The organism is Streptomyces sp. NBC_00273 (assembly GCF_036178145.1).
Classification (GTDB): Bacteria; Actinomycetota; Actinomycetes; order Streptomycetales; family Streptomycetaceae; genus Streptomyces.
The window spans coordinates 5,043,788-5,069,711 of record NZ_CP108067.1; the positions used below are offsets into that span (position 1 = coordinate 5,043,788).

22 protein-coding genes are annotated in these 25,924 nt (G+C 72.5%); 13 read left to right on the forward strand and 9 right to left on the reverse strand.

All coding sequences use genetic code 11. The annotated features are described in order from the left end of the window. Positions 1-20: 20 nt before the first annotated feature. The 3 genes from OG386_RS22090 to pdhA (OG386_RS22100) are packed head-to-tail and all read right to left on the reverse strand — an operon-like array spanning position 21 to position 3,640. Positions 21-1,445 (reverse strand): dihydrolipoamide acetyltransferase family protein, encoded by a 1,425-nt coding sequence (locus OG386_RS22090; RefSeq protein WP_328789588.1) that lies wholly within the window; start codon positions 1,443-1,445, stop codon positions 21-23. Between the two features lie 12 nt (positions 1,446-1,457). After that, positions 1,458-2,438, reverse strand: a complete 981-nt coding sequence (locus OG386_RS22095; protein ID WP_030010542.1) for an alpha-ketoacid dehydrogenase subunit beta — start codon at positions 2,436-2,438, stop codon at positions 1,458-1,460. Continuing rightward, a complete protein-coding gene (gene pdhA, locus OG386_RS22100) occupies positions 2,438-3,640 on the reverse strand; it encodes a pyruvate dehydrogenase (acetyl-transferring) E1 component subunit alpha (RefSeq protein ID WP_033214801.1) in 1,203 nt (400 codons plus the stop codon). Before pdhA (OG386_RS22100) ends, OG386_RS22095 begins: the two co-directional genes overlap by 1 nt. Before the next feature lie 327 nt (positions 3,641-3,967). Here pdhA (OG386_RS22100) and OG386_RS22105 point away from each other — a divergent pair, with 327 nt between their 5' ends. After that, positions 3,968-4,630, forward strand: a complete 663-nt coding sequence (locus tag OG386_RS22105) for a response regulator transcription factor (protein ID WP_328789589.1) — start codon at positions 3,968-3,970, stop codon at positions 4,628-4,630. 127 nt (positions 4,631-4,757) lie between these two features. Then, a complete protein-coding gene (locus tag OG386_RS22110; protein ID WP_328789590.1) occupies positions 4,758-5,174 on the forward strand; it encodes a pyridoxamine 5'-phosphate oxidase family protein in 417 nt (138 codons plus the stop codon). A gap of 70 nt (positions 5,175-5,244) precedes the next feature. Here OG386_RS22110 and OG386_RS22115 read toward each other — a convergent pair whose 3' ends face one another. Continuing rightward, on the reverse strand, positions 5,245-6,870 hold the full coding sequence (locus OG386_RS22115) for a protein kinase domain-containing protein (RefSeq protein WP_328789591.1): 1,626 nt from the start codon (positions 6,868-6,870) through the stop codon (positions 5,245-5,247). A 229-nt stretch (positions 6,871-7,099) separates the two neighbouring features. Here OG386_RS22115 and OG386_RS22120 point away from each other — a divergent pair, with 229 nt between their 5' ends. The 10 genes from OG386_RS22120 (at position 7,100) to OG386_RS22165 (ending at position 19,247) form a co-directional block, all read left to right on the forward strand. Beyond that, entirely contained in the window at positions 7,100-8,752 is a 1,653-nt protein-coding gene (locus OG386_RS22120) for a protein kinase domain-containing protein (RefSeq protein ID WP_328789592.1), read from the forward strand. Between the two features lie 183 nt (positions 8,753-8,935). Beyond that, positions 8,936-9,475: a hypothetical protein gene (locus OG386_RS22125; RefSeq protein WP_328789593.1), complete on the forward strand. Its 540-nt coding sequence runs from the start codon at positions 8,936-8,938 to the stop codon at positions 9,473-9,475. Between the two features lie 96 nt (positions 9,476-9,571). Then, the gene (locus OG386_RS22130; protein WP_327384273.1) at positions 9,572-10,225 is read left to right on the forward strand and encodes a PadR family transcriptional regulator; all 654 of its coding nucleotides are present in this window, start codon (positions 9,572-9,574) and stop codon (positions 10,223-10,225) included. Between the two features lie 25 nt (positions 10,226-10,250). After that, positions 10,251-11,009 (forward strand): ABC transporter ATP-binding protein, encoded by a 759-nt coding sequence (locus OG386_RS22135; RefSeq protein WP_328789594.1) that lies wholly within the window; start codon positions 10,251-10,253, stop codon positions 11,007-11,009. Positions 11,010-11,110: 101 nt separating this feature from the next. After that, positions 11,111-13,867, forward strand: a complete 2,757-nt coding sequence (locus tag OG386_RS22140) for an ABC transporter permease (protein ID WP_328793312.1) — start codon at positions 11,111-11,113, stop codon at positions 13,865-13,867. 103 nt (positions 13,868-13,970) lie between these two features. Beyond that, complete coding sequence (locus OG386_RS22145) at positions 13,971-14,510, forward strand: bacterial proteasome activator family protein (RefSeq protein ID WP_030014634.1); 540 nt, start codon at positions 13,971-13,973, stop codon at positions 14,508-14,510. 438 nt (positions 14,511-14,948) lie between these two features. After that, on the forward strand, positions 14,949-15,812 hold the full coding sequence (locus tag OG386_RS22150; RefSeq protein WP_328789595.1) for an NTP transferase domain-containing protein: 864 nt from the start codon (positions 14,949-14,951) through the stop codon (positions 15,810-15,812). Continuing rightward, positions 15,809-17,155 carry a molybdopterin molybdotransferase MoeA gene (locus tag OG386_RS22155; protein WP_328789596.1) on the forward strand — a complete coding sequence of 449 codons (1,347 nt, stop codon included), beginning with the start codon at positions 15,809-15,811 and terminating at the stop codon, positions 17,153-17,155. The genes OG386_RS22150 and OG386_RS22155 overlap by 4 nt, the downstream gene beginning before the upstream one ends. Beyond that, a complete protein-coding gene (locus OG386_RS22160; protein ID WP_328789597.1) occupies positions 17,143-18,243 on the forward strand; it encodes a potassium channel family protein in 1,101 nt (366 codons plus the stop codon). The genes OG386_RS22155 and OG386_RS22160 overlap by 13 nt, the downstream gene beginning before the upstream one ends. A 26-nt stretch (positions 18,244-18,269) precedes the next feature. After that, on the forward strand, positions 18,270-19,247 hold the full coding sequence (locus OG386_RS22165) for an NAD(P)H-quinone oxidoreductase (RefSeq protein WP_328789598.1): 978 nt from the start codon (positions 18,270-18,272) through the stop codon (positions 19,245-19,247). Between the two features lie 184 nt (positions 19,248-19,431). On the opposite strand, the gene OG386_RS22170 is transcribed toward OG386_RS22165, so the two are convergent. From OG386_RS22170 to pdhA (OG386_RS22180), 3 genes are read right to left on the reverse strand one after another with little or no spacing between them, the layout of a single operon-like run. Then, positions 19,432-20,763 (reverse strand): dihydrolipoamide acetyltransferase family protein, encoded by a 1,332-nt coding sequence (locus tag OG386_RS22170; protein ID WP_328789599.1) that lies wholly within the window; start codon positions 20,761-20,763, stop codon positions 19,432-19,434. After that, positions 20,763-21,731, reverse strand: coding sequence for an alpha-ketoacid dehydrogenase subunit beta (locus tag OG386_RS22175; RefSeq protein WP_327388540.1), 969 nt, complete (start codon positions 21,729-21,731; stop codon positions 20,763-20,765). Before OG386_RS22175 ends, OG386_RS22170 begins: the two co-directional genes overlap by 1 nt. Positions 21,732-21,778: 47 nt before the next feature. Further along, positions 21,779-22,915, reverse strand: a complete 1,137-nt coding sequence (gene pdhA / locus OG386_RS22180) for a pyruvate dehydrogenase (acetyl-transferring) E1 component subunit alpha (protein ID WP_327388541.1) — start codon at positions 22,913-22,915, stop codon at positions 21,779-21,781. A 178-nt stretch (positions 22,916-23,093) separates the two neighbouring features. Here pdhA (OG386_RS22180) and OG386_RS22185 point away from each other — a divergent pair, with 178 nt between their 5' ends. Continuing rightward, complete coding sequence (locus OG386_RS22185) at positions 23,094-23,663, forward strand: Lrp/AsnC family transcriptional regulator (protein WP_405788050.1); 570 nt, start codon at positions 23,094-23,096, stop codon at positions 23,661-23,663. 56 nt (positions 23,664-23,719) lie between these two features. On the opposite strand, the gene OG386_RS22190 is transcribed toward OG386_RS22185, so the two are convergent. Beyond that, a complete protein-coding gene (locus OG386_RS22190) occupies positions 23,720-24,322 on the reverse strand; it encodes a TetR/AcrR family transcriptional regulator (RefSeq protein WP_327384280.1) in 603 nt (200 codons plus the stop codon). Further along, complete coding sequence (locus OG386_RS22195; protein ID WP_328789600.1) at positions 24,319-25,857, reverse strand: 3-hydroxyacyl-CoA dehydrogenase; 1,539 nt, start codon at positions 25,855-25,857, stop codon at positions 24,319-24,321. Before OG386_RS22195 ends, OG386_RS22190 begins: the two co-directional genes overlap by 4 nt. Positions 25,858-25,924 lie beyond the last annotated feature (67 nt).

Here is a 25,924-nt window from a genome sequence, read left to right on the forward strand (position 1 = left end):
GTGGGGCGTCGTACGTGCCGCTACGACCAGGTGACCAGGCGGCGGGGGTGTTCCAGGACCGCCGCGATGTCGGCGAGGAACTTGGAGCCGAGCTCGCCGTCGATGAGACGGTGGTCGAACGACAGCGCCAGGGTGGTGACGTGGCGGGGCTTCACCTTGCCCTTGTGGACCCACGGCTGGAGCTTGATCGCGCCGACCGCGAGGATCGCGGACTCGCCGGGGTTCAGGATCGGCGTACCGGTGTCGACGCCGAAGACGCCGACGTTGGTGATGGTGATCGTGCCGTTCTGCATGTCCGCCGGGGAGGTCTTGCCGTCGCGGGCCGTGGCGACCAGCGAGGACAGGGACTCCGACAGCTCGCCGAGGGTCTTGGCGTGCGCGTCCTTGATGTTCGGGACGATCAGCCCGCGCGGAGTGGCCGCCGCGATGCCCAGGTTGACGTAGTGCTTGAGCACGATCTCCTGGGCCGCCTCGTCCCAGGACGCGTTGACGTCCGGGTTGCGGCGGATGGCCACCAGCACGGCCTTGGCGATGAGCAGCAGCGGGTTGATCCGCAGCCCTGCGAGGTCCGGGTCGGCCTTGAGCTCCTGGACCAGCTTCATCGTGCGCGTCACGTCGAAGGTGATGAACTCGGTGACGTGCGGCGCGGTGAAGGCCGAGCCGACCATGGCCTGCGCGGTGACCTTGCGGACGCCCTTGACCGGGATGCGGGTCTCCCGCGCCGAGGCGTCGGCCGCGGGGGCCGCGGCCACCGCGACGGGCGCGGCCGCTGCGGCCGGGGCGACGGCCGGAGCCGCCGCGGGCGCGGCGGCCTGCGGGGTGATCGCCGCGGCGGCCGCAGCGTGCACGTCCTCCCGGGTCACGACCCCGCCGTCACCGGTGGGGACCACCGAGGCCAGGTCGATGCCGAGGTCCTTGGCGAGCTTGCGCACCGGCGGCTTGGCCAGCGGCCGCTCGCCGGTCGGCTGTGCCGGAACGGCGGGGAGCGGCGCCGGGGCGGCCGGGGCCTCCGGGGCGGCCACCGGGGCCGTCGTGCCGTTCTGCGCGGCCACGGCGGGCGCCGGAGCGGCCTTGCGCGGGCGGCGCTTGGTGGAGGACTCGGAGACTCCGTAGCCGACCAGGACGGGCTGGCGGGCGGCCGGGGCCGGCTCGGCGGCGGCCGGAGCCTCTGCCGCCGCGGCAGCGGGGGCCGGGGCCTCCGCCTCGCCGGTCTGCACCGAGATGATCACCTGGCCGACGTCGACCGTGGTGCCCTCCTCGAAGAGGAGCGCGTGCACGACGCCGTCGAACGGGATCGGCAGTTCCACGGCGGCCTTGGCGGTCTCGACCTCGCAGACGACCTGGCCGTCGGTGACCGTGTCGCCCGGCTGGACGTACCACTTGAGGATCTCGGCCTCGGTGAGGCCCTCGCCCACATCGGGCATCTTGAATTCGCGGATGGTCATGACGCGGGTCTCCTAGTACGCCAGCGAGCGGTCGACGGCGTCGAGCACCCTGTCCAGGCCGGGCAGGTACTCGTCCTCCAGGCGGGCCGGCGGGTACGGGGCGTGGAAACCGCCCACGCGCAGGACCGGCGCCTCCAGGTGGTAGAAGCACCGCTCCGTGATGCGGGCGGCGACCTCCGCGCCCACGCCGAGGAACACCGGCGCCTCGTGGACGACCACGAGCCGACGGGTCTTCTCGACCGAGGCCTGGATCCCGTCGAAGTCGACCGGCGACATCGAGCGCAGGTCGAGGACCTCCACCGACTTGCCCTCCTCGGCGGCAGCGGCCGCGGCCTCCAGGCAGACCTTCACCATCGGGCCGTAGGCGGCCAGGGTGACGTCCGAGCCCTCGCGGCTCACGCGCGCCTTGTGCAGCTCACCGGGGATGGCGTCGAAGTCGACCTCGCCCTTGTCCCAGTAGCGGCGCTTCGGCTCGAAGAAGATCACCGGGTCGTCGCTGAGGATCGCCTGCTGGAGCATCCAGTAGGCGTCGCTCGCGTTCGAGGGGGAGACCACCTTGAGGCCCGGCACGTGCGCGAAGAGCGCCTCGGGGGACTCGCTGTGGTGCTCGACCGCGCCGATGCCGCCCGCGTACGGGATGCGCACGACGACGGGCATCTTGACCTTGCCCAGGGCGCGCGCGTGCATCTTCGCGAGCTGCGTGACGATCTGGTCGTACGCGGGGAAGACGAAACCGTCGAACTGGATCTCCACGACCGGCCGGTACCCGCGCAGGGCCAGGCCGATGGCGGTGCCGACGATGCCCGACTCGGCGAGCGGCGTGTCGATGACCCGCTCCTCGCCGAAGTCCTTCTGCAGGCCGTCGGTGATCCGGAAGACACCGCCCAGCTTGCCGACGTCCTCACCCATGATCAGGACCTTGGGGTCCTGCTCCAGGGCCTTGCGCAGCGACTCGTTGAGCGCCTTAGCGATCGACATCTTCTCGACAGCCATCAGTGACCCTCCTCGAAGGACGCGAGGTAGGCGGCGAACTGGGCGCGCTCCTCGTCGACGAGCGCGTGCCCGTCCGCGTAGACGTTCTCGAAGATCGCCATGGTGTCCGGGTCGGGCATGGCGCGCACGGCCTCGCGCACGCGCTTGCCCATCGCCTCGCTCTCCGCCTCCAGCTCCGTGAAGAACGCCTCGTCGGCGCCCCCGGTGGCCAGCAGGTGGGCCTTCAGGCGCAGGATCGGGTCCTTGGCCTCCCAGGCCGCCGTCTCCTCGTCCCGCCGGTACTTCGTCGGGTCGTCGGAGGTGGTGTGCGCGCCCATGCGGTACGTGAACGCCTCGACCAGGGTCGGGCCCTCGCCGCGGCGGGCCCGGTCCAGGGCCCAGCGGGTCACGGCCAGGCAGGCCAGCACGTCGTTGCCGTCGACGCGCACGCCGGGGAAGCCGAAGCCCTGCGCGCGCTGGTAGAGCGGCACGCGCATCTGGCGCTCGGTCGGCTCGGAGATCGCCCACTGGTTGTTCTGGCAGAAGAACACCACGGGGGAGTTGTAGACGGCGGAGAAGGTGAACGCCTCCGCGACGTCACCCTGGCTGGACGCACCGTCACCGAAGTAGGCGATGACCGCGGAGTCCGCGCCGTCCTTGGCCACACCCATCGCGTAACCGGTCGCGTGCAGCGTCTGCGAGCCGATGACGATCGTGTAGAGGTGGAAGTTGTTGGTGTTCGGGTCCCAGCCACCGTGGTTCACGCCGCGGAACATGCCGAGCAGGTTGGTCGGGTCGACCCCGCGGCACCAGGCCACGCCGTGCTCGCGGTACGTCGGGAAGACGTAGTCCTCGTCGTTGAGCGCCCGGCCGGAGCCGATCTGCGCGGCCTCCTGGCCCAGGAGCGAGGCCCACAGGCCCAGCTCGCCCTGACGCTGCAGGGCGGTCGCCTCGCCGTCGAACCGACGGGTCATGACCATGTCGCGGTACAGCCCGCGCAGGTCCTCGGTGGTGATGTCGGCGACGAAGGGGGCGAACTCGGCGTTCTCCGCGTTGTCGACGCGGTCCCCTTCGGGCGTCAGCAGCTGTACGAGCTGAGGTACGGCGTCCTGCGTCTGCGCGGTGGCAGCGGCGGGCTTGGCGGCGGCGTTCGCCGCGCCTGCCGCCCGCTTGGTGCCGCTGCTGCGTCGCGGCTTGCGCGCGGCAGTGCTCTCCACGGTCACGTGTGCTCCTCCGTCGGTCCGGCACCCGGGTTCTCCGGGGTCCAGTGCGGCTCACCTGTATCCGTAACGAGCACACGGGGTGGGTGCGCTTCGCGTACGGGGATTCAGGCGTGACAGGTGTCCCGGCGAGTGCCCTGCGCAATGCACGTTACCCAGTGCGCCGCATAACTGCGAAACCCCGTTTGACCTGCGTTTTTGCTTGGATTTCCTAGTAAAAACGTAGCAACGGGAACAACCACTGGTCACAGCCTTGCAGGGGCCGGGAACAACGGCACGTTATCCCGGGTAACTCCGACAGGGAAGGGGTGAGTGTGTGAAACTGACTTCGTGCGCGAAGACGGAAAAATCAAGGTATTCCTCCTGGACGACCACGAAGTGGTGCGTCGGGGCGTCCACGAGCTCTTGTCGGTCGAAGAGGACATCGAGATCGTCGGCGAGGCCGGCACCGCCACCGACGCACTGGTCCGCATCCCCGCCACCCGTCCCGACGTGGCCGTCCTCGACGTCCGGCTCCCCGACGGCAGCGGCGTGGAGGTCTGCCGCGAGGTGCGCTCGCAGGACGAGGACGTCAAATGCCTGATGCTGACCTCCTTCGCCGACGACGAGGCACTGTTCGACGCGATCATGGCCGGCGCCTCCGGTTACGTGCTCAAGGCGATCCGCGGCAATGAGCTGCTGAGCGCCGTACGCGACGTCGCCGCCGGCAGGTCGCTGCTGGACCCGGTCGCCACCGCCCGCGTGCTGGAGCGGCTGCGCGACGGCGGCAGGAACGGCCGGGGCGACGACCGCCTCGCCCACCTCACCGAGCAGGAGCGGAAGATCCTCGACCTGATCGGCGAGGGCCTGACCAACCGCGTCATCGGCGAGCGGCTGCACCTGGCCGAGAAGACCATCAAGAACTACGTCTCCAGCCTGCTCTCCAAGCTGGGCATGGAGCGCCGCTCCCAGGCCGCGGCCTACGTGGCCCGCCTGCAGGCCGAACGGCGCTGACCCCGCCGCACGCGCCGCGGCGGTCCGGGTTCCACGGGGCCCGGCGTTCCATTCGGGACCAACGTCCCCGGTCCTGGGGGCGGGCTGCTCTTCCCCGGCGGGGTGTCGGTGACCGAGAGTGGACGGCATGTCCCCCGAGGAACTCCACGCCGTCGAACTGCTGCGCCGGGTGCCGTACGGCCGCGTGGCCACCAGCATGCGCGCGCTGCCCTTCCTCGCGCTCGCCCGGCACATCGTGGTGGACGGCGGGGTGCTCTTGAGAATGCATTCCGGTTTCGGCTACCACCAGGCCTGCAACGGCAGTGTGGTGGCCTACGGGGCCGACAATTCCAATTCGCCGGACGCCGAGCTCTGGTCGGTCCAGTTCACCGGAACGGCGCAGGTCGTCGAGCCCACCAACGCCGAGCTGGAGCTCTTTGGTCCGGTTCCGCATTTCATCGACGGCCAGGTCTTCGACCCCGTCTACATGCGGATCGAACCCCAGTTCGTCACCGTGCACTCGCTCGCCCGGATTCCGGACCGGCAGTACCAACACGCACTCTGACCCGCGCTCACGCGGATACGGGAACGGGCCCGGCGGAATTGATTCCGTCGGGCCCGTCCGTGCGTCCGTCTCACTCCTCCGAGTTGGTACCGCCGCCGCCACCACCGGCGCCGCCACCAGGGCCGCCGGCACCGCCAGTCGTCTCCGTGGGCTTCGTCGACGGCTTCGTCGACGGCGTCGTCGGCGGGGCCGTCGGGGACTTCGTCACCGCCGAGCTGCTCGGCGAGGCCGTACCCGTCGGCGTGTGCGTCGCGGTGGCCGTCGGCGTCGGGCTGAAGCTCTGCGTCCGGCCGCGGGTGGGCGGCGGCGAATTGTCGGTGGTGGCCGGAGGGTTGTCCTGGGTCTGCGGCGGCTGGGTGAGGCTCGGGGAGGCGGACTTGCTCGGCTCGCCGCTCGGGGTGCTCTGGGTGGTCTCGGGCTTCTTGTTGTCGACCTTGCCCATGCTGTTGACGGCGTAGGCCACGCCGCCCATGACCGCGACGACCGCGAGGACCGCGAACAGCCACACCTTCCAGCGGCCGCCGCCACTGCGGTCGTCGTAGCCGTCATAGCCGTCGTACCCGCCGTTGCCGGCCTGGCCGTGACCGCCGGGGAAGGCCGAACCGTCGTCCGGGTTCAGCGACGGCACCATCGGCGCCTGGAACTGCGAGGTCGAGGCGTGCGCCCCGTACTGCTGCCCGCCGGTCCCGCTCACCGGCATCGCCGTGGTGGGCGCGGCACCGCCCCGCCCGTGCGGCAGGGACATGGTGACCGGGCCGGTGCCCCAGGTGCCGGTGTTCGGCCCCTGGTCGTGCAGCATCTGGAGCGCGTACTGGACCAGCCCGCGCATCTCCTCGGCGCTCTGGAACCGGTCGTCCGGATCCTTGGCGAGGGAACGCATGACCAGGCCGTCGAGCTCCTGCGGGAGGTGACGCCCCTCCGGCAGCTGGGAGGGCGGCACCGGCGCGTCCTGGACGTGCTGGTAGACCACCGACAGCGGGGTCTCGCCGGTGAACGGGGGACGCAGCGCGAGCAGTTCGTAGAGCAGGCAGCCGGTCGCGTACAGGTCGGAGCGGTGGTCGACGGCCTTGCCGAGGGCCTGCTCGGGCGACAGGTACTGCGGGGTGCCCATGACCATGCCGGTCTGGGTCATCGTCGACTGGGCGCCGTGCAGGGCGCGGGCGATGCCGAAGTCCATCACCTTGACCGCGCCGGTCTCGGTGATGATGACGTTCGCGGGCTTGATGTCGCGGTGCACGATGCCGTGCTGGTGCGAGTAGGCGAGGGCTTCGAGCACGCCCGAGGTGATGATGAGCGCCTGCTCGGGTCCCGGGGCCTCCGCGCTGAGCAGGAGGTCACGGATGGTGCGGCCCTCGACGAGCTCCATGACGATGTACGGGACGGTGTTCGGGCCGACCCGGTCCTCGCCCGAGTCGTACACGGCGACGACGGCGTGGTGGTTGAGTCCGGCGACGGACTGCGCCTCGCGCGTGAAGCGGGCCTTGGACACCGGGTCCTCGGCGAGGTCCGCGCGCAGCAGCTTCACGGCGACGGTGCGGCCCAGTCGGACGTCCTCGGCCGCGAACACCTCGGCCATGCCGCCGCGCCCCAGCCGGTGCGTCATCCGGTAACGGCCGTCTCCCACCAGGCCGCCGGCGCCCCATTGCTCAGGACCATCGGTCATCCCGGCGCCGTTTCCATCGGGTTCGGGTGCCATCAGTCCTCGCCGTCGTATCTCTCGGTCGCCGCTCAGCGGTCGTCCTCTTCGTCGGTGCTCCGGTGAACGCTACAGCCTCGGAACCGGTCACCGTTCGGACAAGGCCGCCTGTGCCCGTGTGGTCACGGAACGGGTACCTGGCTTGACGTGTGCTTGCCCTCGGGCAGACTGGGCGCCATGTGCGCCCGGCCAGCGGCGTGGGAAGACATCCCGAGGGGGAGCAACAGTCATGAGCCAGGACGGCACTCAGGGCCAGTACGCGGGCGGCTCTTTGGCCGGTGGCCGTTACCAGCTAAGGGACTTGCTGGGTGCGGGCGGCATGGCGTCCGTGTACCTGGCGTACGACTCGGCCCTCGACCGGCAGGTCGCCATCAAGACGCTGCACAGCGACCTCGGCCGCGAGCAGTCCTTCCGCGAACGATTCCGCCGCGAGGCCCAGGCTGTAGCGAAACTGTCGCACACGAACATCGTCTCGGTGTTCGACACCGGCGAAGGCGAAGTGACGTTCGGCGGCGCCGCCGCGGGCGACGGCGCGGTGATGCCGTACATCGTCATGGAGTACGTGGAGGGCCAGCCGCTGGGCTCGGTGCTGGAGGAGGACATCCGCCGGCACGGAGCCATGCCGGCGGACAAGGCGCTGAAGGTGACGGCCGACGTGCTGGCCGCCCTGGAGACCAGCCACGAGATGGGGCTCGTCCACCGCGACATCAAGCCCGGCAACGTCATGGTGAACAAGCGCGGCGTGGTCAAGGTGATGGACTTCGGCATCGCCCGCGCCATGCAGTCGGGGGTCACCTCGATGACGCAGACCGGCATGGTCGTCGGCACCCCCCAGTACCTCTCGCCCGAACAGGCGCTGGGGCGCGGGGTCGACGCCCGTTCCGACCTCTACTCGGTCGGCATCATGCTGTTCCAGCTGCTGACCGGGCGGATCCCGTTCGACGCGGACTCGCCGCTGGCCATCGCCTACGCCCACGTGCAGGAGGAGCCGGTCGCCCCGTCCTCCATCAACCGGTCGCTGACCCCGGCGATGGACGCGCTGGTGGCACGGGCCCTGAAGAAGAACCCGAACGAGCGTTTCCCCACGGCCGCGGCCATGGGGGACGAGGTCGCGCGGGTGCTGGGCTCGGGGCAGACCGGGGCGCCGGTCATCGTCCAGGGCCACGGGCCCCTGAGCAGCGGCGCGGGCGTGGCCTCGGCCGTGTTCCCGCCGGTGGAGTCCGGGTACCAGGCGCCCCCGCAGTCGGTGCAGCAGCCGTACCAGGCGCCGCAGACCCCGCCGCCGGCCCCGTACGCACCGACGCCGGCCCCCCAGCACGCGCAGGGCGGCTACGCCTACCCGCACACGCCCCCGCCGCAGCAGCAGTACGCGCCGCAGACCCCGCCGCCGTACACGATCTCCCCGACGAGCACGCAGTCCGCGGCGTCCGGTGACGGCAAGCGGAACAGGCCGGTGGTCATCGGCGCGATCGCGGTGACCCTGCTGGCCGTCGGCGGGCTGATCGCGGCGATCTCGATGAACGGGGACGACAAGGACAAGGGCGGCACCACGGCGGACCCGGGGAGCTCCGCGTCGGCCTCCGCGAAGGCCGGGTACAAGGGGCCCGACCTGACGCGCACGATCGACCCGAAGAAGTGCTCGGAGCCGGTGAAGCACTACAGCGAGGCCGGCAAGTACTCGGCGCCGGACCTCAAGTACAAGAACCTGCTCTCCGTGAAGGAGTGCATCCAGGCCTCGCGCGGCAAGTACAAGATCGTGGAGAAGGACGAGGCCGTGTACGGCAAGGACACGGTGCTGTTCCAGTCCCCGGCCGCCGGCGAGAAGATCGACAAGGAAGGCACGGAGTACACGCTGACCGTGTCGACCGGAAACCCCGAATAGCGCGGCGGGCGCCGCCACACGGCGGCGCCCGGCGGCGCGGTGCGCAGCGCAGACCGACACACCGGCATCCCGGGCACCCCGATGGGGCGTCCGGGATGCCGGCTTTGCCCCACTATGTAAATCTGGGCGCATATCTCTGACGCGCAGCGAGCAGCTCGTGGCTCGGGACGGGAGGGGCTCCCCGTGATCCAAGGCTTCGGCCCGCCGCACTGGCTGGCCTGCGCAGCCCTCGCCGCCGCCGCCCTCGCGCCCACCGCTTCCGCGTACGCCGGCCCCTTCCTCGGCCCGGCCCGACAGGTCAACGCACCCGCCGCACCCGCCTCGCCCGACGACCCCTACGAGGAACTGGCCGGCAGCGTCGCCGGGGTCGGGCGCGAGCGCCCCGGGCGGCCGGTCGGCGAGCCTGCCAACCCGGAGCTGACGGTGGCCTCCCGGCCGCTGCTGCCGGTGCGCCCCCCACGCACCGAGCACACCGAGCACACCCGACCCGCCCGGCCCACTCAGCCCACCCGGCCGTCACCACCATCGCCACCACTGTCACCACCGCCGACCGCCGCCGTCGCCGCCCCGAGCCCGCCGCCGTCGGTGGTCACCGCCCTCGGCAACGCGCCCAACGACCGGGCTGCCGACCTGGCCGCGCACATACTGCCGCTCGGCACCGGATTCGCCCTGATGGGCCTCGGTCTCGGCTATCTCGGGATGCGTCTGCGCCGGGGGATCTGAGCGGCCCGAACCTCCCCCTCCGGACGGGCGTCCCCCGCGCGGCGTACGCCTCAGGACGGTTGCCGGGAGTGAACATACTCGGTATACATACCGAGTATGTCGATCCGTCACGGGCTACTCGCCCTGCTGGAACGGGGTCCTCGGTACGGCTCCCAGCTGCGCACCGAGTTCGAATCCCGCACCGGCTCCACCTGGCCGCTCAACGTCGGGCAGGTGTACACGACCCTCGCCCGTCTCGAACGGGACGGCCTCGTCGCCCCCGACGGCGAGGACGCCGCCGGCCACACCCTCTACGCCATCACCGACGCCGGGCGCACCGAGCTGCTCCAGTGGTACGGGCGCCCCGTCGACCGGGCCAACCCGCCCCGCGACGAGCTGTCCATCAAGCTCGCCATGGCCGTCGGCGCCCCCGGCGTGGACATCCGCGCCGTCATCCAGTCCCAACGGCACGCCACGATCAAGGCGATGCAGGACTACACCCGGCTCAAGGCCACGGCGCTCGCCGCGGTCGAGAGCGGCCGGTCCCGCGAACGCGACGACGTGGCCTGGCTGCTCGTCCTGGAGCAATTGATCTTCCAGACCGAGGCCGAGGCCCGCTGGCTCGACCACTGCGAAGCCCGGCTCGTCCGGCTCTCCCTGCCGGCCGACCGGAGAGCCGCGGAACCCGAACCGCCCCAGGCCGCCCCAGCCGAGACCCCGGCCCCGACCACCACCACCCCGCCCCGTACCGCTCGTACGCGCCGTGGCTGAACCACCGTTCCAGGGGGGACACTCCATGCCTGACCAGCCCCAGCCCCAATCCCAGTCCCAGCAGCCCGTACTGCAGTTGGACCGACTCGTGCGCACGCACGGCAGCGGCGCCACCGAGGTGCACGCCCTGCGCGGGATCGACCTCTCGGTCTTCCCCGGCGAACTCGTCGCCGTGATGGGCCCCTCCGGCTCCGGCAAGTCCACGCTGCTCACCCTCGCGGGCGGACTCGACACCCCGAGCAGCGGCCGGGTGATCGTCGAGGGCACCGACATCACCGCAGCGAGCCGCAAGCAGCTGGCCGCCCTGCGCCGCCGCAGCATCGGGTACGTCTTCCAGGACTACAACCTGATACCGGCCCTCACCGCCGCCGAGAACGTGGCGCTGCCCCGGGAACTCGACGGGATATCCGCCCGCAAGGCCCGCGTCTCCGCGCTCGCCGCGCTGGAGGAGATGGGCCTGGGCCAGCTCGCCGAGCGCTTCCCCGACGAGATGTCCGGCGGCCAGCAGCAGCGCGTGGCCATCGCCCGCGCCCTCGTGGGCGACCGCCGCCTGGTCCTCGCCGACGAGCCGACCGGCGCCCTGGACTCCGAGACCGGCGAGTCCGTCCTCGCCCTGCTGCGCGCCCGCTGCGACGCGGGCGCCGCCGGGATCCTCGTCACCCACGAGCCGCGGTTCGCCGCCTGGGCCGACCGCGTGGTCTTCCTGCGCGACGGCAGCGTGGTCGACGAGACCCTGCGCAGCCACGCCGACTCCCTCCTCTCGGGGCAGGCGGCCGGCCAGTGACCACTCCGCTCCAAGGCTGGTACCACTCCTGGGTCGCGGCCCTGCGCATAGCCCGCCGCGACGCCTGGCGCGCCAAGGGCCGCAGCTCCCTCGTCCTCGCGATGCTCGCCCTGCCGATCGTCGGGGTGAGCGCCGCCGACCTCACGCTGCGCAGCGCCGAACTCTCCCCCGAGCAGAGCCTCACCCGGATGATCGGCGCCGCCGACGCCCGGGTGAGCCACTCGTACCTGTCCGGGCCCGTCTACCAGAACCCCGACGGCACGAGATCCTCGCCCGTCGGCGGCTACAAGGACTACGACCCCTCGAAGTCCTCGCGGGAGAAGCCGGAACCGGTGGAGTCCCTGCTCCCGCCCGGGACCCAGGTCCTCAAGGACAGCAGCGGCTACACCAAGGTCCGCACCACGCACGGGCTGCTCGACACCCAGCTGCGCGAACTCGACACGCACAGCCCCCTGGTGAAGGGCATGATCACGCTCAATCGCGGCCGGCTGCCCGAGGCCCCGGGCGAGGTCATCGCCACCCAGGCCTTCCTGAAGGACTCCGGCTACTCCGTCGGTTCCTCGGTCACCCCGCGCGGCGCCACCTCCCCGTACAAGGTCGTCGGCGCCTACGAGCTGCCGGACGAACTCTCACGCCCCGAGATCATCGCCCCGCCCGGGACGTTGATCGACCCGCTGAACAAGGCGCTGGTGGCGTCCGGCGGGCGCACGGTGAACGCCGACGACAAGTACCTGGTCAAGGTCAGCGGCGCGGGCGTCACCTGGGACGCGGTCAAGGCGGCCAACACCAAGGGCCTGGTCGTCGTCTCCCGCGCCGTCGTCCTCGACCCGCCCGCCGACTCCGAGGTCCCGCTCTACCAGGACGAGCCGAGTTCGAAGTCCGAGCGGGACGGCAACAAGACCGTCCAGACGGCCATCCTGGCCACCGTCGTGGGCCTGGCCATGCTGGAGATCTGCCTGCTCGCCGGACCGGCCTTCGCGGTCGGCGCCCGCCGCTCGCGCCGCCAGCTGGGCCTGGTCGGCGCCAACGGCGGCGACCGGCGCCACATCCGCTCCATCGTGCTCTCCGGCGGCCTGGTCCTCGGCGCCGTCGCCGCCGTCATCGGTACCGTCGTCGGCGTCGTGCTCACCGTCGTGCTGCGACCGGTGCTGGAGGAGTCGCTCGGCAACCGCTTCGGCGGCTTCGACTTCCGCCCGCTGGAACTGGCCGGCATCGCCCTGCTCGCCGTGATCACCGGCCTGCTGGCCGCGATCGTCCCGGCCGTCACCGCCTCCCGGCAGACCGTGCTGGCCTCGCTGACCGGCCGCCGCGGCATCCGCCGCGCCAATCGGGTGCTGCCCGTCATCGGCCTGATCGCCGTCGGCGCCGGCGCGGCGATCGCCCTCTACGGCACCACCTCGGACCTGGGCAGCCCCGTCGTCGCGGGCGGCAGCGCCCTCGCCGAACTCGGCATCGTCGCCCTCACCCCGGTCCTGGTCGGCCTGTTCGGCCGGCTCGGGCGGTGGCTGCCGCTGTCGCCGCGGCTCGCGCTGCGCGACGCCGTCCGCAATCGCGGGCGTACGGCCCCCGCCGTGGCCGCCGTACTGGCCGCCGTCGCCGGAACCGTCGCCGTGGCGACGTACCAGCACAGCTACGACGTGCAGATGCGCCAGGAGTACCGGGCTGAACTGCCCCACGGAACCGGGCTGCTGGACGCCACCGAGAACAGTGCGTACAAGGAGGTGCCCGCCCTGCGCGAGGCCCTTGCCAAGCAACTGCCGCTGGCCCAGCGGGCGGACGTCGACCGGCTGGTCGTCGGCAAACCGAGCTGTGAATCGTTCTCCTCGGACCCCGGCTGCGGCCGCGCCGAGGTCATCACGCCCAAGGACCAGCGCTGCCCGCTCTACGAGGACGTCAAGGGCAGCGAGGCCTTCTCCGACGCGCAGCGCAAGGAACTGCGCCAGGACTGGCGCTGCCAGGAACCCCGGCACGGCACGCAGCACCCCGTCGTCGTCGGCGACGAGAAGGTGCTGGGCGTGCTCGCGGTCACCGACCCGGGCTCCGTGGCCGCGCTCAAGGCCGGCCAGGCCGTCTCCTTCGACAAGCGCCAGGTCAAGGACGGCAAGCTCACCCTGCGGATCATCACCGAACAGGGCAAGGACGACATCATGCGCGGGCGCTACGACGAGACGCCCGGCGAGGACAAGGTCCTCACCGTCCACCAGGCACCCGACTCGGTCGAGAGCTGGGGCGTCGATCTGATCCTGCCGCCCGCGGCGGCCAAGGCCGCCGGGCTGGTCACCGCGCCCGTGGGCTCGTACTTCCGCCTCGACGGGACGGCGTCCAGCGAGCAGCGCCAGCGGATGGACGGGGAGATCGAGCGGATGGGCGTGGAGGTCGCCCTGCGCATCGAGGCGGGCTACGAGGGCGACAACAGCCTCGTCATGCTGGCCCTCGCCGTCTTCGCGGGACTCGTCACCATCGGCGCGGCCGGCATCGCCACGGGGCTCGCCCAGGCCGACGCCGAGGCCGACCTGAAGACGCTGGCCGCGGTGGGCGCGGCGCCGCGGGTGCGGCGGACGCTGAGCGGCTTCCAGTGCGGGGTGGTCGCCCTCATGGGCGTCGTCCTGGGCTCGGCGGCCGGGATCCTGCCCGCCGTCGGCCTGCGCCTGACGGAGCAGCGGGAAGCGGACGCGCTCTACCAGGAGTCGATCGATCGGGGCTACTCGGCGATCACGGAAGCGGTGCCGTTCGTGCCGATCTCCGTGCCGTGGGAGACCCTCGGCGGGCTGGTCGTCGTGGTTCCGCTGGGCGCGGCCCTGCTGGCGGCCCTCGTCACCCGCTCCAGCGGCGCGCTGGCCCGCCGGGCCGCGGGGTAGCCGCGGCCCGGAACCGGTTCCGGCTGGTGCCCCCGTACAGGGTGGATCACGACTGTACGGGGGCACACCGTGTGAGTACGGAGGTGTGCGAGAGAATGACGGCATGGAGATGCCGAGGAGTGAACGGTCGCAGGACAGCCCCCCGCACGTCCTGATCGTGGGACAGGACGGGACGGCGGTCGGCGACGCCGATGACGAGTCGCGCGAGGTCCCGGTGACGGAAATGGTCGAACAGCCCGCCAAGGTCATGCGGATCGGCAGCATGATCAAGCAACTCCTGGAAGAGGTACGTGCCGCGCCTCTCGACGAGGCGAGCCGGGTCCGGCTCAAGGACATCCACGCCGCCTCGGTCAAGGAGCTGGAGGACGGCCTGGCCCCGGAGCTCGTGGAGGAACTGGAGCGCCTGTCGCTCCCGTTCACCGAGGAGGCCATTCCTTCCGAGGCCGAACTTCGGATCGCCCAGGCCCAGTTGGTGGGCTGGCTGGAGGGCCTCTTCCACGGCATCCAGACGGCCCTGTTCGCACAGCAGATGGCGGCGCGGGCCCAGTTGGAGCAGATGCGCCGCGCCCTCCCGCCGGGCGGACCGCACGACGACGACGAGGACGGCGGCCACGGCGCGATCCGCTCGGGCCCGTACCTCTAGCCTCCGGCGGACAGCGAAAGAGGCGGGTCCGGCCCACGCCCCCGGCGCGGCCCGGCCCCGCCCCCTTCCAACCCCACCGACCTTCCAGCCCCGCCGGCGCTTGAGGCGACCTCCCAGCCCCGCCGGCACTTGAGGCAACCTCCCAGCCCCGCCGGCACTTGAGGCGACCTCCCAGCCCCGCCGGCACTTGAGGCGACCTCCCAGCCCCGCCGGCGCTTGAGGCGACCTTTCAGCCCCGCCGGCGCTTGAGGCAACCTCCCAGCCCCGCCGGCGCTTGAGGCGACCTTTCAGCCCCGCCGGCGTTTGAGGCGCGGGGGTCCGGGGGCAGCGCCCCCGCAACGGCGCCGCACCCGGCATCCGGACGGCCAGCCCGACGCGGGTAAGCCCCCGATAAATACGGCTCCCCGCCAGGGACATGGCCGCCGCATACTCAAGGGCATGAGCTACGACGCGATCGTGCTGGCCGGCGGCGCCGCGCAGCGACTCGGTGGGGCCGACAAGCCCGCGCTGAGCGTCGGCGGCCGCGCACTCCTCGACCGCGTCCTCGACGCCTGCCCGGACGCCCGGACCACCGTCGTCGTCGGCGGTCGCCGCGCCACCGCGCGCCCGGTCCGCTGGACCCGTGAGGACCCGCCCGGCGGCGGCCCCGTGGCCGCGCTGGACGCCGGTCTGCGCCTCACCTCCGCCGAGCTGGTCCTCGTACTCTCCGCCGACCTGCCCTTCCTCGACCGGGAGACCGTAGGGACCCTGCTGGACGCCGCCGGCGGGGACGGGGCGATGCTGCGGGACCCCGACGGCCGGGACCAGCCGCTGGTCGCCGCCTACCGGGCCGAGCCGCTGCGCCGCGAGATCGCCCTGCTCGCCGCCGAGCACGGCACGCTCACCGGGCTCCCGCTCCGTGCGCTCACCGCCGCACTGGACCTCGCCCGCGTCACGTCCCGGCCGCTCGCCTCCTTCGACTGCGACACCTGGGACGATCTCGCCGCCGCCCGCGCCCGGATCAGGGAGCATGGAAGCGTGCTGGAGCAATGGATCACCGCCGTCAAGAGTGAGCTGGGCATCGACCTCCCCGTCGACACCAAGACCCTGCTCGACCTCGCCCGGGACGCCGCCCACGGCGTCGCCCGACCCGCCGCCCCGCTGACCACCTTCCTGGTCGGCTACGCGGCGGCGCATGCCGCCGCCACCGGCGCCGACCCCGCCCAGGCCGTCGCCGAGGCCTCCCGCAAGGCGGCCGACCTGGCGCTGCGGTGGGCCGACGAGGCGGCATCCGACACCTCCGAACGGAACGGCTCCGGATGACCCCCACGAACTCCGCGGAGCAGGCTCTCGACGAGGCCCTCGCACTGGTCAGCCGCACCCCCGAGGGCGGCGGTACGGGCGGCGCGGGAGGCGGCACGGGCGGCCACCGCGCCTCCGGCTGGCAGCGGGCCCGGGACACCGCCGCACAAGCCGGGAGCAGGGTGCGGCCCCGTACCCACCGCGTGCCCCTCGCGGACGCCCTCGGCGAAGTCCTGGCCACCCCCCTGGACGCACTGACCGACCTGCCGTCCTTCGACACCTCCGCCATGGACGGCTGGGCCGTCGCGGGCCCCGGCCCCTGGAGCGTGCGCGCCGGCGGCGGCGTGCTGGCCGGCTCCGAACGGCCGGAGCCCCTCACCGACGGCGAGGCCGTACGGATCGCCACCGGCGCCCGGATCCCCGGCGACGCCACCGCCGTCATCCGCACCGAGCACTGCCGCGAGGCCGGCACCCAGCTCTTCGCCGACCGGCCCGTCCTCACCGGCCAGGACATCCGCCCGCGGGGCCAGGAGTGCCGCTCCGGCGACCTGCTGCTGCCCGCCGGCTCCCTGGTCACCCCGGCCGTGTTGGGGCTCGCCGCAGCCGCCGGGTACGACGAGCTGACCACCCGGCCCCGCCCCCGCGTGGAGATCCTGGTGCTCGGCGACGAGCTGCTCACCGAGGGCCGCCCGCACGAGGGGCTGGTCCGCGACGCCCTCAGCCCCATGCTCGGGCCCTGGATGGACCGCCTCGGCGCCGAGGTCATCGGCACGCGGCGGCTCGGCGACGACCCGGCGGGGGCCGCGGCGCTCCTGGAGGCCGTCACCACGAGCACCGCCGATGTCCTCGTCACCACGGGCGGCACCGCCTCCGGCCCCGTCGACCACGTCCATCCCGTACTGCGGAAGGCCGGCGCCGAACTGCTGGTCGACGGGGTGGCGGTGCGCCCCGGGCACCCCATGCTGCTGGCCCGCATCGGGTCCAGGGCCGCCGCCGAGAACGACGAGAACGACGGGAACACGGTGCGCCATGTCGTCGGGCTGCCCGGAAACCCGCTGGCCGCCGTCTCCGGGCTGCTGACCCTCGCCGAACCCCTGCTGCGCGCCCTCGCCGGCCGCCGCAGGCGCCCCCGCTACACGGCGCCGGTGCAGGGCGACGTACCGGGCCACCCGTACGACACCCGGCTGGTCCCGGTCCTGCTGAGCGACGAACACGCGGTGCCGCTGCGCTACCACGGACCTGCGATGCTGCGCGGTGTGGCCGCCGCCGACGCGCTGGCCGTCGTACCGCCCAAGGGCGCGCGGTCCGGGCAGGAACTGGAGATCCTCGATCTGCCCTGGGCTTCTGGAGGATGTTTCACGTGAAACTGCACGGCCAGGACTCCATGGCCCGCGGCGCCGACGAGAAACTCGTCTCCCGGCGCATCAAGCTGCCCAAGCGCGTCGTCGAGAACCCGCTGAGGCAGGTCACCAAGCGCCTGCTGATGGCGTTGTTCGTACTCTTCCTGACGGTCTTCATCGTGTGGCTGGACCGTGGTGGCTACCACGACAACGCCAACGAGCAGGTCGATCTCCTCGACTGCTTCTACTACGCCACGGTGACGCTGTCCACGACGGGCTACGGCGACATCGTGCCGTACAGCGACAGCGCACGACTGATCAACATCCTGCTGATCACCCCGCTGCGCGTGCTGTTCCTGATCATCCTGGTCGGTACCACCCTGGAAGTCCTGACGGAACGGACGAGGGAAGAGTGGCGGCTGAAGAGCTGGAGGAAGAACTTGCGTGAGCACACGGTCGTCATCGGCTTCGGCACGAAGGGCCGCTCGGCCCTCCAGACGCTGCTGGCCACCGGCCTCTCCAAGGAACAGGTCGTCATCGTCGACCCCAGCGCCAAGGTGATCGACACGGCCAACGCGGAGGGCTTCACGGGCGTGGTCGGCGACGCCACCCGCTCCGACGTCCTGCTCCGCGCCGAGCTACAGAAGGCCCGTCAGATCGTCATCGCCACCCAGCGGGACGACACGGCGGTCCTGGTCACCCTGACCGCCCGACAGCTCAACCGCGGGGCGAAGATCGTCGCGGCAGTGCGCGAGGAGGAGAACGCCCCGCTGCTGCGCCAGTCCGGCGCGGACGCGGTCATCACGAGCGCGAGCGCGGCCGGCCGGCTGCTGGGCCTCTCGGTGCTCAGCCCGAGTGCGGGCACCGTGATGGAGGACCTGATCCAGCAGGGCAGCGGTCTCGACCTCATCGAACGCCCCGCCCGCAAGTCCGAGGCCGGCAAGTCAGTACGGGACACCGAGGACCTGGTCGTGAGCGTGGTGCGCGGCCACCGGCTGCTCCCGTACGACGATCCGCACGCGAGCCCGATCCAGCTGACGGACCGTCTCATCACCATCGTGCGGGCGACGCCGCCGGCCTCGCCGCAGGTGAGGTTCGGACCTGCCGATTAGGCCGTCTCTGGCGTAGCCTCCGGGCCATGCATGCGATCACCATCGAGCAGCCCGGCGGCCCCGAGGCCCTCGTCTGGGCCGACGTACCCGATCCGGTGCCGGGCGAGGGCGAGGTCCTCGTCGAGGTCGCGGCGAGCGCCGTGAACCGCGCCGACGTTCTCCAGCGACAGGGGTTCTACGATCCGCCGCCCGGCGCCCCGCGCCATCCGGGGCTGGAGTGCTCCGGGCGGATCGCCGCGATGGGGCCGGGGGTGTCCGGCTGGTCCGTGGGCGACGAGGTGTGCGCCCTGCTGGCGGGCGGCGGGTACGCGGAGCGGGTGGCCGTGCCGGCGGGGCAGCTACTGCCGGTCCCTGCGGGCGTGGACCTGGTGACGGCGGCCGCGCTGCCCGAGGTCGTCACGACCGTGTGGTCCAACGTGTTCATGGTGGCGGGGCTCCGCCCCGGCGAGACCCTGCTGGTGCACGGCGGATCCAGCGGGATCGGGACCATGGCGATCCAGCTGGCGAAGGCGGTGGGCGCGACGGTCGCCGTGACGGCGGGCGGCCCGGAGAAGCTGGCGCGCTGCAAGGAGCTGGGTGCGGACATCCTGATCGACTACCGCGAGCAGGACTTCGTGGCCGCGCTGCGCGAGGCGACGGGCGGAGCCGGGGCGGACGTGATCCTGGACATCATGGGCGCGAAGTACCTCGCCCGGAACGTGGACGCCCTGGCCGTGAACGGGCGGCTCGCGGTGATCGGGCTCCAGGGCGGGGTGAAGGCCGAGCTGAACCTCGGCGCGTTGCTGGCCAAGCGGGCGGCGATCACCGCCACCTCGCTGCGCGCCCGCCCGCTGGAGGAGAAGGCGGCCATCGTCGCCGCCGTGCGCGAGCACGTGTGGCCGCTGGTGGCCGCGGGGCGGGTCCGCCCGGTGGTCCACGCGGCGTTCCCGATGCGGGACGCCGCCGAGGCCCACCGGGTCCTGGAGTCCAGCGCCCACGTGGGCAAGCTGCTGCTCACGGTGTGACGGCGCTGCGCGGAGCCTCTCCCCGCCCCGCCCTTTCGCCGTTTCCCGGGCTCTGCCCGGACCCGGTCCTCAATCTCCCCCAGCTACCGCTGGGAGGTGCCCCCTGGACGGGCTGGAAAATCCAGCCCCGCCGGCATTTGAGGCTCGGGGTCCGGGGCGGAGCCCCGGCAACGGCGCCGCCCGGCTACAGGCTGCGCAGCAGCACCGCCGGGGATTCCACGCAGTCGGCGACGTAGCGCAGGAAGCCGCCCGCCGTGCCGCCGTCGCACACCCGGTGGTCGAAGGTCAGCGACAGCTGGACGACCTTGCGGACCGCCAGCTGACCCTCGTGGACCCACGGCTTGTCGATGATCCGGCCCACGCCCAGCATCGCCGCCTCGGGGTGGTTGATGATCGGCGTGGAGCCGTCGACCCCGAACACCCCGTAGTTGTTCAGGGTGAAGGTGCCGCCGGTCAGATCGGCCGGGGCCAGCTTCCCGGCCCGGGCGAGCTCGGTCAGTCGGGCGAACTCCGCCGACAGGGACTCCGGGTTGCGGTGCTGCGCGTCCCGGACCACCGGGACCACCAGGCCCCGCTCGGTCTGCGCGGCGAAGCCCAGGTGCACCGACGGGAGCCGGACGATCTCCTTGGCCGCGAGGTCCACGGTGGAGTTGAGCTCCGGGTACCGGGCCAGGGCGGCCGTGCAGATCCGGGCCAGCAGCGCGAGCACCGAGATCTTGGGACCGCCGACCGCGTTCATCGCGGCTCGGGCGGCCATCAGCTCGGTGGCGTCCGCGTCGACCCAGCACGTGGCGTCCGGGATCTCCCGGCGGCTGCGCGAGAGCTTCTCGGCGACCGCCCCGCGCACTCCCTTGAGCGGGATCCGCTCGCCCCGTGCCGCCACCGCAGGTGCCGCGGCGACCGGGGCCGGTTCGGGCGCCCGCAGCGCGGCCAGCGCCGCCTCGACGTCGGCCCGCAGGATCAGACCCTCGGGCCCCGACCCCGTCAGCGCACGCAGGTCGACCCCGCCGTCCTTGGCCAGCTTGCGCACCAGCGGCGAGATCACCGGCACCGGGCCGGCGACAACCGCCGGAGCAACAGGAACCGCCGGAGCGACCGGAGCGACCGGAGCGGCGACGACCGGCGCCGACACCGCGGCGGTGACGGGTCGCACCCGTCGCCGACGCGCCGGGCGCGAGTGGTCCTCGCCGTAACCGATCAGGGGCCGGGGCACGTTGCCGGCGCCCTCGGCCTCGGCCGCCTGCGCGGCCGGGGCCTGCGGGAGCGACGCCGCCCCCACCGCCACGGTGATCAACGGTGCTCCGACGGGCAGTTCCGTGCCCTCCTCCCCGAAACGGGCGGTGACCACACCGCCGTAGGGGCACGGAACCTCCACCATCGCCTTGGCCGTCTCGACCTCGACCACCGGCTGGTCGATGGCGACGACATCGCCCACCGCGACCAGCCAGCGGACGATCTCGGCCTCGGTCAGGCCCTCCCCGAGATCGGGAAGCTTGAATTCCATTACCTGCGGCATCAGTTCTCCCACTGCAGGCGGGCCACGGTGTCCAGGATCCGGTCCACGCCCGGCAGGTGGTGCTTCTCCAGCATCGGCGGCGGGTAGGGGATGTCGAAGCCCGTCACCCGCAGCACCGGCGCCTCCAGGTGGTGGAAGCAGCGCTCCGTGACGCGGGCGGCGATCTCCGCGCCCGGGCCGCCGAAGCCGTTCGCCTCGTGCACGACCACCGCACGCCCGGTGCGGCGTACGGACTCCACGACCGTGTCCTCGTCGAAGGGGACCAGCGAGCGCAGGTCGACGACCTCCAGGTCCCAACCCTCCTCGCGCGCCGCCTCGGCCGCCTCCAGGCACACCGGCAGCGAGGGCCCGTAGGTGATCAGGGTCGCGCTCGTGCCGGTCCGCCGGACCAGTGCCTTCCCGATGCCCGGCACGGCCGCCGGCGCCTCGGGCCGCCAGTCGGCCTTCGACCAGTAGAGCCTCTTCGGCTCCAGGAAGACCACCGGGTCGTCGCTGGCGATCGACGCGCGCAGCAGCCCGTACGCGTCCTCGACCGTGGCCGGGGTCACCACGTGCAGGCCGGGCGTGGCCACGTAGTACGCCTCGGAGGAGTCGCAGTGGTGCTCCACGCCGCCGATCCCGCCGCCGTACGGCACGCGGATGGTGATCGGCAGCGGCATCGCGCCGCGGGTGCGGTTGCGCATCTTCGCCACGTGCGAGATCAGCTGCTCGAACGCCGGGTAGGCGAAGGCGTCGAACTGCATCTCCACCACCGGGCGCAGCCCGTACATGGCCATGCCGACCGCCGCGCCCAGGATTCCCGCCTCCGCGAGCGGAGTGTCCGTGCAGCGCTCCTCGCCGAACTCCTTCGCGAGCCCGTCCGTGATCCGGAAGACCCCGCCCAGCGTCCCGACGTCCTCGCCCATCACGTGGACCGTCGGGTCCTCGGCCATCGCGTCGCGCATCGCCCGGGTCAGGGCCTGCGCCATCGTCGCGGGCTTGGCCCCCGACTTCGCGGACTTCGCCGCCACCGTCGTCACGACTGGTCCTCTGCTTCCAGCTCTGCGCGCAGCATGGCCGCCTGCTCCCGCAGCCGGTCCGTCTGCTCCGCGTACACGTGCGCGAACAGGTCCATCGGGTCCACCACCGGGTCCGCGTTCATCCCCTCGCGGAGCGCCGCGGCCATCGCCTCGGCGTCGTCGCGCACCGCCTGGATCGCCGCTTCGTCGATGATCCCGCGGGCGGTCAGCTCGCGCTCCAGCAGGTCGACCGGGTCGTGCGCCTTCCAGGCCTCGACCTCGGCGTCACCGCGGTAGCGGGTCGCGTCGTCGGCGTTGGTGTGGGCCTCCATCCGGTACGTGACGGCCTCGATCAGGGTCGGACCACCACCGGCCCGGGCCCGCCGGACCGCCTCGGACAGCACCTCGTGCATGGCGGCGATGTCGTTGCCGTCGACCAGCCGGCCGGGCATCCCGTATCCCACGGCCTTGTGGGCCAGCGTCGGGGCGGCGGTCTGCTTGGCGAGCGGGACGGATATCGCGAAGCCGTTGTTCTGCACGAGGAAGACCACCGGGGCCTGCCAGACGGCGGCGAAGTTCAGTGCCTCGTGGAAGTCGCCCTCGCTGGTGCCGCCGTCGCCGACCATGGCGAGGGCGACGACGTCGTCGCCGCGCAGCCGGGCCGCGTGCGCCAGGCCCACCGCGTGCGGCAGCTGGGTGGCGAGCGGGGTCGAGAGGGGGGCTATGCGGTGCTCGCGCGGGTCGTACCCGGTGTGCCAGTCGCCGCGCAGCAGGGTCAGGGCCTGTACGGGGTCCAGTCCGCGCGCCACGGCCGCCAGGGTGTCCCGGTAGCTCGGGAACAGCCAGTCCTGCTCCTCCAGCACCAGTGCGGCCGCGATCTCGCAGGCCTCCTGGCCGACGGTGGAGGGGTAGACGGCGAGCCGGCCCTGCTTGGTGAGCGCCGTGGCCTGGGCGTTGTAGCGCCGGCCGCGCACCAGCTCGGCGTAGCAGCGGCGCATCAGCTCCGGGTCGAGCCCGTCCGCCGCCTCGGTGCCCAGTACCCGGTAGGGCTCGGGGTCCGGAAGCAGCGGCGCGGCGTCCGTGCGGGGGCTCCAGGCGGGCGGCTGGGTGGAACGGTGGGACGCACCGGCACCGGGCAGCTCTTGGACCGTCATGGCGGCGTACACCTCCTCGTGGGAAGCGGGCAGGGGGTGCCCCGGATGTGAGGCCCCTCACCTACCGATTGTTCGGTTGTCTGCGCAATTTGGCTACAGGCGGCTCCAGGCTGTGGACAAACGGGCGCCGGGGCCCTGGGATGGATGCAGGACGTCCAGGAGAGGGAGGCATCGGGCAATGCCGGATGAACAAATGGCCGGAACTGGTTCCGCACCGGCTGCGCCGGGGGGCGCCCCGGGAGCCACTTCGGGCCCGCCCGTCGCACCCCGCCCCCTGGATCCGATCGACCGGTCGATCATGCGGCTGCTCCAGGCGGACGGCCGCGCGTCGATACGGTCGGTGGCCGAGCAGGTGCACGTCTCGCGGGCGAACGCCTACGCCCGGATCAACCGGCTCATCGACGACGGGGTGATCCGCGGGTTCACGGCCCGCGTCAACCACGAACGCGCGGGCCAGGGCGCGTCCGCCTACATCACCTTGAAGATCGTCCAGAACTCCTGGCGCACGGTCCGCGAGCAGCTGCGCGAGCTCCCGGGCGCCGCGCACATCGCCCTGGTCAGCGGGGACTTCGACGTCCTGCTGCTGGTGCACACCCCGGACAACCGGACCCTGCGCGAGCTGGTCCTGACCCGGCTCCAGGCCATCCCCGAGGTCCTCTCGACGCGCACCCTGCTGGTGTTCGAAGAAACGGATCTTCTGGACACCGGACCGGGCCCGGCCCCCGGACCGACGATCTCGGAGGAGTAGGCCCCCGACCGGCGGCGAGGAAGTCCGGCCCGCGCCCCGGCCGGCCGGGGCGCGGCTCAGGCGGTCGGCGGGTGGGGGGCGGTGCGGAGGCCGTCGAAGGCGAGGTGGACCACCGCGTCGGCGAGCTGGGCGTGACCGGCGCCCGGGTGCGGTCGGTACCACTCGACCAGGGAGTTGACCATGCCGAAGAGGAGCCTGGTGGCGAGGCGTATGTCCACGTCGGCCCGCAGGTCGCCCTCCGCCGCGGCGGCCCCCAGCAGGTCAGCGACCTGGTGGTCGAACTCGCGGCGGCGTTCCAGCGCCCAGCGCTCGGTGCGGGTGTTGCCGCGGACGCGCAGCAGCAGCGTCACGTACGGCAGCTCGCCGACCAGCACCTCGACCGTGCGGCGCGTGACGTACTCAACGCGTTCGACCGCCCGGCCGCGTACCGCGCCCGGCTCCTCCAGGATCCCGAAGAGCCCGTCCAGGGCGCGGCTCACGGCCCGCCGCAGCAGCTCCTCCTTGCCCGCGACGTGGTGGTAGATCGAGGACTTCGAGATGCCCGCGGCCTTGGAGAGGTGCTCCATCGAGGTGCCGTCGTAGCCGCGCTCGTTGAAGACCTGGACGGCGACCGACAGCAGCGTCTCGGGCGTGTAGGTGTCCCGCTTGGCCGTCGTCACTCGTTCTCCCCCGTGTCGTCCTGGTCGCCGTCGCCGGCCCCGTCGCCGTCCTCGTAGCCCAGTTTGAACAGGGCGAGGGAGGGTGCGTAGCGGCCGCCGGGGACGCGTTCGTCGAGGTGGTGCAGCAGGTCGTAGGCCCAGTCGCGGCCGATCCGGTCGTGCCATTCGGACGGGCCCAGCGGGTAGTTGACGCCCAGTCGCATCGCCGTGTCGATGTCCTCGGCGGAAGCGACGCCCCGGGCGACCGCGTCGGCCGTCAGGTCGATCAGCATCGCGACGGTCCGCGCGACGATCATGCCCGGGACGTCGCCGATCACGGAGACCTGCTTGCCCAGCTTCTGGAAGAGGCCGATCGCCTCGGCGAGGGTCCGCTCGCTGGTGTCCGCGCTCGCGGAGAGCGCGATCCGGGTGGCGCCCCGGTAGTCGAGGGCGAGGTCGAAGTAGACGACGTCCGCGAACTCCACCGAGGTCTTGCCGTCCGCGAGGACCAGCTGGCCCTCCCCGGGGAGCTGGATGTACGGGCCGCCCTGCCCGGTGGCCGCGACCGCGATCCCGGCCTCCTCCAGCAGGTCCACCAGGTCGGCGGCGGGGCCGAGGTCACCGACGACGGTGACCTTCGCCGGGGCCTCCTCGGGCGCGGCGGTGTGCGGGAGCGCGGGCTCGGCGTCCGGACCGTACGGGTACCAGCCGTGTCCGGACTTGCGGCCGAGCCGGCCCGACTGGACGAGGCGGCGCTGGGCGAGGGAGGGGGTGAACTTCGGGCTGCGGAAGAAGGACTCCCACACCGAGCGGGTCACGGCCTCGTTGACGTCCTGGCCGATCAGGTCGGTCAGCTGGAAGGGGCCCATCTTGAAGCCGCCGCTCTCGCGGAGCACTGCGTCGATGGTGGCCGGGTCGGCGCCCCGCTCCTCGTACACCGCGAAGGCCTCGGCGTAGAAGGGGCGGGCGATCCGGTTGACGATGAACCCGGGGGTGTCGGCGCAGCGGACCGGCGTCTTCCCCCAGCCGAGGACGGTGCGGTACACGCGCTCGGCGGCGGCCGGGTCGGTGGCGAAACCGCTGACCACCTCGACGAGCGGGAGCAGCGGGGCCGGGTTGAAGAAGTGCAGGCCGAGGAAGCGGCCGGGGTGCGCGAGCCCTGCGGCGAGCTCGGTGACCGAGAGGGAGGAGGTGTTGGTGGCCAGCAGCGCGTCCGGCGCGACCACCTCTTCGAGGGCGGCGAAGAGCGTCTGCTTCACGGTGACGTTCTCGACCACGGCCTCGATGACGAGGGCGGCCCCGGCGAGGTCCGCGAGGTCGCCGGCCGATGCGATCCGGCCGATCGCCTCCTCGGCCTCGGCACGGTCGAGGCGGCCCTTGGCGGCCATCCGGTCGACCCGGTCCTGGACGAAACCGACGCCGTCGGCGGCGAGCGCGGCGTTGATGTCGTAGATCAGCACGCGGTGACCTGCGAGAAGGGCGACCTGGGCGATGCCCTGTCCCATGGTGCCGGCGCCGACGACCGCCACAGTGCGGGACCGCTCGATTGCTGTCATGCCCTGATCCTCCCGCACACACTTGTCCACAGGTCCGCCGGGCCCTCTTGTCCCGACCGATCGTTCG